The sequence below is a fragment of the Skermanella sp. genome (assembly GCF_059503625.1).
On the sequence record NZ_JCACHA010001003.1, the window covers coordinates 1 to 6,235 of the forward strand.

At 65.4% G+C, this 6,235-nt stretch carries 6 protein-coding genes; 5 read left to right on the forward strand and 1 reads right to left on the reverse strand.

Features of this window, described 5'->3' with window-relative positions; all coding sequences use genetic code 11:
* Positions 1–118 precede the first annotated feature (118 nt).
* The 5 genes from AC5JJ6_RS36630 (at position 119) to AC5JJ6_RS36650 (ending at position 5,777) form a co-directional block, all read left to right on the forward strand.
* Positions 119–775 carry a F0F1 ATP synthase subunit B family protein gene (locus AC5JJ6_RS36630; protein WP_496046759.1) on the forward strand — a complete coding sequence of 219 codons (657 nt, stop codon included), beginning with the start codon at positions 119–121 and terminating at the stop codon, positions 773–775.
* Positions 775–1,257: a F0F1 ATP synthase subunit B family protein gene (locus AC5JJ6_RS36635; protein WP_496046760.1), complete on the forward strand. Its 483-nt coding sequence runs from the start codon at positions 775–777 to the stop codon at positions 1,255–1,257. The genes AC5JJ6_RS36630 and AC5JJ6_RS36635 overlap by 1 nt, the downstream gene beginning before the upstream one ends.
* A gap of 185 nt (positions 1,258–1,442) precedes the next feature.
* Complete coding sequence (gene hydA, locus AC5JJ6_RS36640) at positions 1,443–2,906, forward strand: dihydropyrimidinase (protein WP_496046761.1); 1,464 nt, start codon at positions 1,443–1,445, stop codon at positions 2,904–2,906.
* A gap of 181 nt (positions 2,907–3,087) precedes the next feature.
* Complete coding sequence (locus AC5JJ6_RS36645) at positions 3,088–3,552, forward strand: putative pterin-binding protein (RefSeq protein ID WP_496046762.1); 465 nt, start codon at positions 3,088–3,090, stop codon at positions 3,550–3,552.
* Complete coding sequence (locus AC5JJ6_RS36650) at positions 3,549–5,777, forward strand: hybrid sensor histidine kinase/response regulator (RefSeq protein WP_496046763.1); 2,229 nt, start codon at positions 3,549–3,551, stop codon at positions 5,775–5,777. Before AC5JJ6_RS36645 ends, AC5JJ6_RS36650 begins: the two co-directional genes overlap by 4 nt.
* A gap of 9 nt (positions 5,778–5,786) precedes the next feature.
* On the opposite strand, the gene AC5JJ6_RS36655 is transcribed toward AC5JJ6_RS36650, so the two are convergent.
* The coding region (locus AC5JJ6_RS36655; protein WP_496046764.1) for a metallophosphoesterase family protein at positions 5,787–6,235 on the reverse strand (449 nt) is incomplete at its 5' end.

Below are 6,235 nucleotides of genomic sequence, written 5' to 3' on the forward strand. Positions count from 1 at the left end.
CCTGATCCTGTTCGCCTAAGCTCGAGCCTGAACGAAGCTGGTTTTCGCTCACATGCGGCGCCGGGTCTTGAGGGATCACAATCCCGACGGCCGGCGCCGCAAGCTTAGGGGATCGATCATGCCCAAGTTTTTGGCTCGTCCGCTGATCAGCGGGCTGGCCGGGCGCGTTGGTCTCGCCTGGACGATGCTCGTCGTCACGGCGGGCGGCGCCTTGGCCCAATCCGACCATGGAGCGGCCCCCGGTGGCGATGCGGCGCACGGTGCCGAGCACGCCAGCGGCGGATTGCCCCAACTCGATGCTACCGCTTTCGCTCCTCAGCTCGTCTGGCTCGGGATTACGTTCATCGCCCTCTACTTCCTGATGTCCAAGGTCGCCCTTCCAAAGGTCGCCGAGGTCCTGGAAGAACGGCAGGAACGGATCACCAACGATCTGGACCGGGCCGGCGACCTCCGCAAGGAGTCGTCGGTGGTGATGGCCGGTTATGAAAAGGCTCTGGCCGACGCACGGGCGCATGCCCAGTCGGTGATGGCTGCCACCGCTGCCGACATCTCGTCGGTCACGGCTGGCCGTCAGGCCCAGTTCAATACCGATCTCGCCACCAAGACCCGTGCCACCGAGGACCGGATCAACGAAGCCAAGGAGACCGCCCTGGCCAGCGTTCGTTCGGTCGCCGCGGAGATCGCCCAGCAGACTGCCGAGAAGCTGGCCGGCATCAAGGTCGATGCCTCCGCCGCCGACGCGGCAGTCGGCGCCGTGATGCAGGAGCGTGGCTGATGTTTCAAGCTGCTGAATTCTGGGTTGCCCTCGCCACCATCATCTTCGCCGTCCTCGCATTCCGTCCCGGCGCCAAGGCCGTGACGGCGATGCTGGACGAAAGAGCGGACAAGATCCGCCAGGAGCTGGAGGAGGCGCAGCGCCTTCGTGAGGATGCCCAGGCTACCCTCGCGTCCTATCAGCGCCGTCAGCGCGATGCGCTGAAGGAAGCCGAAGACATCATCGCCCATGCCCGTGAGGAAGCGGAGCGGCTGCGGCTGCACTCCACTGCCGATCTGGAAGCCGCGATGAAGCGGCGCGAAACCCAGGCGATGGACAAGATCGCCCAGGCCGAAGCGCTGGCGCTTCAGGAAGTCAAGAACCTGACGGTCGATATCGCCGTCGCCGCAGGCGGACGCCTGCTCGCCCAGAACCTGGACGCGCAGCAGTCCGCCAAGCTGATCGACGCCTCCATCGCCGATCTGCGCCGCAACCTGCACTAAGCAGGGCCGCGGCAAGCCGGCTTGAAATCCGGATTGGACTTCCAAAAGCCCCCGATGCTCCGGCATCGGGGGCTTTTTGCTTGTCGTTTCCGTCAATTAGCGCTTGCGACAAACCCGTCCGGCTGCGGTAGGCTTGCCCTCAACAGCGCCGCGCACCGGCGCAATGACAAGGGAGAACGGGCTTCATGTCGATCCTGATCAGAGGCGGCACTGTTGTCACCGCCGAGCAAAGCTTCCGCGCCGATGTCTACTGCGAAAACGGCATCGTCGCCGCCGTGGAAGACGGCTTCACCGCCCCGGCCGGTGCCGAGGTGGTCGACGCCGGGGGCATGTACGTGATGCCGGGCGGCATCGATCCCCACACCCATATGGAACTGCCCTTCATGGGGACGGTAGCCAGCGAAGACTTCTTCACCGGCACCTCGGCGGGTGCGGCCGGCGGCACCACCACCATCATCGACTTCGTGATCCCCAGTCCGCAGCAGTCGCTGATCGAGGCCTACAAGCAGTGGCGCTCCTGGGGCGAGAAGGCTGCGACCGACTATTCCTTCCACGTCGCCGTGACATGGTGGTCCGATCAGGTGCGGGAGGAGATGGGCGTGCTGACCCGCGAGCACGGCGTCAATTCGTTCAAGCACTTCATGGCCTACAAGGGCGCCATCATGGTCGATGACGGTGTCCTGCTGAACAGTTTCGCCCGTGCGCAGGAACTGGGCGCCCTTTGCACCGTCCATGCCGAAAACGGCGACGCCGTCTTCCATCTCCAGAAGAAGATGCTCGACCAGGGCATCACCGGCCCCGAGGGACATGCCTTGTCCAGGCCCCCGCAGGTGGAGGGCGAGGCCGCCCAGCGCGCCATCGCCATCGCCAACGTGCTGGGAGCGCCGGTCTATATCGTCCACGTCTCGACCGAGCAGGCCACCCAGGCGATTGCCCGCGCCCGCGCCGCCGGCCACCGCGTCTTCGGCGAAGTGCTGGCCCAGCAGCTCGTGATCGACGAATCGGTCTATCGGCATCCCGACTGGCAGACCGCCGCCGCCTATGTCATGAGCCCGCCGTTCCGCGCCAAGCATCATCAGGACGCGCTGTGGGCCGGCCTCACCTCCGGCAACCTTCAGACCACCGCCACCGACCATTGCTGCTTCTGCGCCCCGCAGAAGGCGGCCGGGCGCGACAACTTCACCAAGATCCCCAACGGCACCGGCGGGATCGAGGACCGGATGTCCGTCCTCTGGCATCACGGCGTCGGCACCGGCCGGCTGACTCCGAACGAGTTCGTCCGGATCACCTCGACCAACTGCGCCCAGATCTTCAACCTCCACCCGCGCAAGGGCACAGTCCAAGCCGGCGCCGACGCCGACCTCGTGGTCTGGGACCCGGAGGGCACCCGCACGATCTCCGCGAAGACCCACCATCAGAACGTCGATTTCAACATCTACGAGGGGATGGAAGTGAAGGGCCTTGCCCGGCATACCCTGTCCCAGGGCAGGCTGGTCTGGACCGACGGGGACCTGCGCACGGTCCGCGGCGCCGGGCGTTATATCGACCGCCCCTGCTTTCCGCCGGTCTTCAAGGCGATCGACCTCTACAACGACCTGCACAAGCCGGTCGGCGTGGACCGCGAAGTCGCGACCGCCGTCACTCCCTGACGGTTGCCGCAACAGTCGGCAAGGACGGAAGGCCACGGTTCGATGGCCGTCCGTTCTTGTCTCAGGGCGGACTGTCGCAGGCTCGGGAAATCATGTCGAAAATGTATTATGTTGCCCCGAATCGTTTTCTCATTCGGGGTAACCAGCCGCTATGGGTGCAGCTCTCCGCCGACTTCTCCGAGTGGCGCCGGCTATCCTTCTGATCCTCGCAGCCGTGCCATCGCTGGCTCCCGCCGCCGGCGCCGGTGAAATCGCGGTGTCGGGGGGAGGTATACCCAAGCCGGCGCTGATAGAGTCGGAACAGCTGGAAGCTCTCCCTGTCCGCGAGATCACAACAGCCACTCCCTGGACCGGCAGGGCCAGCTTTTCCGGTCCCCTTTTCACCGAGGTGCTGGCACAACTGAAAGCCAAGGGGACGAAGGTGTCTCTGGTTGCCATCGACGACTACAAGGTCGATCTCTCGATGGCCGACATCGAGCGCTACCAGCCGATCCTGGCGCTGAAGATGAACGGCGAGCGGCTGCCGCCGCGCGGGCGCGGACCCTTCTGGCTGATGTTCCCCTTCGACGACCACCCCGAACTCCAGAACGACGCCTGGTACTTCCGTGCCATCTGGCAGATCGATCGGATCAGGATCGAGCCGTGAGACGCGGTCTCCGGTCCGCCCTGGCGGGGATCGGACTGGCGGTCATCGCCTCCTTCTCCATCGTCGGCGGACTTCAATACCTGCTGTCTTCCAAGACGACGACCGTCCTTGCCGGCGGCCGTGACAATCAGGCGTGGACGTTCTACCAGTTGTCCGGCGAGCATCAGCGGCTCCACGTCGCCTTGCTGGAAGCCGTCACCGGCGCCGGCAGTCCGAACGCGGCCCTGCGACGCTACGAAGTCTTCGTCAGCCGCCTCAACATCGTCAACGACGGCGCCTATCGCGCGATGTTCAAAGGCCTGCCGTTCTACGAGAACGCCATGGCGGAACTCGGGCGTTTCGTTTCCGAGACGGACCGGCTGCTGGAACGCTCCCCTGCCCTCAGCTCGGAGATCCTGACCGAGCTTCTGCACCGGATGCCCGCCCTGCGGGAGCCTGTCCAGGCCATGCTGCTCGGCATCAATGCCGAGATCGCGGGCGATGCGGCCAAGCGCTGGGCCGAAATCAACGAGATGCAGCGCCTCACCATACTCGCGACGGTGATACAGGCAGCGCTCAGCCTTATCTTCGCGGGGCTGGCGGCATGGTACATAGCGCAGAGCATCCGGTCCCGCCGGAAACTGCTGCAATTGACCGAAACGCTGGATCTGGCGAAACAGGACGCCGAAGCCGCCAGCCGCGCCAAGTCCGAGTTCCTCGCCAATATCAGCCACGAGATCCGGACGCCGCTCAACGGCGTCATGGGCCTGCTGGGATTGCTGGTAGACAGCCGGCTCCCACCCGAACCGCAGAGCCACGCCCGGTCGGCGTTGCGCTCCGCGGAGAACCTGCTGACCATCGTCAACGACATCCTCGACCTGTCGAAGCTTGAGGCCGGGCGGATCGTCCTGGAGTCCGAGGACTTCCTTCTGACCCAGCCTGCCGAGGATGTCGTCTCGATCCTGCACCCCAAGGCGCAGGAGAACGGCAACGAGCTGTCCTATACCATCGCCCCCGACACCCGCCTGTCGCTCCACGGAGATGTCGGGCGCATCCGGCAGGTCCTGTTCAATCTCGTCGGCAATGCGGTCAAGTTCACCCAGCAGGGCAACATCCACATCCGGTTCTCCACGACCCAGCCGGATCCCGACAGCATCCTTTTGACCGTCGACGTAAGCGACACGGGAATCGGAATCCCGCCGGAGTTCATCGGCCGGCTATTCGAGAGGTTCTCCCAGGCCGATGGGTCGACCACCCGGCGCTATGGCGGCACCGGCCTTGGCCTGGCGATCTGCCGGCAGCTCTGCCTGCTGCTCGGCGGCGATATCGGCGCCCGGAGCGAAGTCGGCAAAGGCAGCACCTTCACTTTCACCGTGAAGTGCCGGCCCGGCCCCGATACCGCCATATTGTCGGCCCCGGAACCGCAGCCGACCCTGCGGGAGACCGGCCCCTTGCGCATACTCGTCGTCGACGACGTCCCGGTAAACCGGACCTTGCTGACCTGCCTGCTGGTCCGAAAGCAGCACATGGTCGATACAGCCACCAACGGGCAGGAAGCCGTGATTGCGGTGGCGACGGCGGAGCCTCCATACGACTTGGTACTGATGGACATCCAGATGCCGGTCATGGACGGCTGCTCCGCCACCGAAGCGATCCGCGCTCTGCCGCCGCCCTTGGGCAAGACGCGGGTAATCGCCGTGACCGCCCATGCCATGGCGGGGGATCGGGAGCGCTACTTAGGTGTCGGGATGAACGATTACGTTTCCAAGCCGGTTCGTCCCGGCGACCTGTTCTCTGCCATCGACAGGGTTGCGAGCGAACTCCCGGCCCATCCCCAGGCAAGCGCGCCGGCTTCCGCGCCACCGCCGTCGCCGCCACCGGTCGATGTCTTTACCGCCACCCCCTTGCTCGATCAGGGGATGCTGGACCAGTTGCACGACTGTCTCGACCAGGAAGACCTGACGGACATGTTCGCCCTGTTTCCCGATCAAGCCAGGCTACAGGCGGATGAGATCGACGCGGCCATCGCCAATGCCGATCCGGCCGCGGTCAAACGGGCAGCCCATGGCATGAAAGGCGCCAACGCCAATCTCGGCGCCCAGCGCATCGCAGCCATCGCCCGGGAGATCGAAGTCAATGCCGGGGATTTCGAACAGGCCGCCCGCCTCGTCGCCCTCGTCCGTGCCCAGATCGCACCGACCCATGAAGCCCTATGCGCCCGGATAAGAACGGAACCCGTCGACTGACGGCACCGCTCAGTCCGCGACCCAGTGACCTTCCCGCCGTACGAAGCGGCCGGAGGCGCGGTATCGGAACAGCTTTCCATCCCACACGCGAACGCCGAAGCCGACGCGCTCGCCATCGACCTCGATCACGTTGTAGGCATTCGGTTCGTTGCGTAGCCGGGTCGATGTCGCGGTGGACGCCTGCGCCACCAGGATCGACCGCTTGATCGCCGCGTGATGGGTCCTGACATCGCCGTGGTATCCCCGGTGCAGATGCCCCGCCAGCAGCAGATCGACGCCGCAGCCCTCGAAGGTGCGCAGCGCCAGGGAGGCACGCCCGACCAGCTTGGTTTCCGGCGCATCGGGGGGCGGCAGGAAGGGATGGTGGGTCACGACGACCTTGAACACCTCGTTTCCCAACGGCTCGAACACCGACCGCGCGTGGGCGATCTGGGCGGTGTTGATCCGGCCGTGCGACC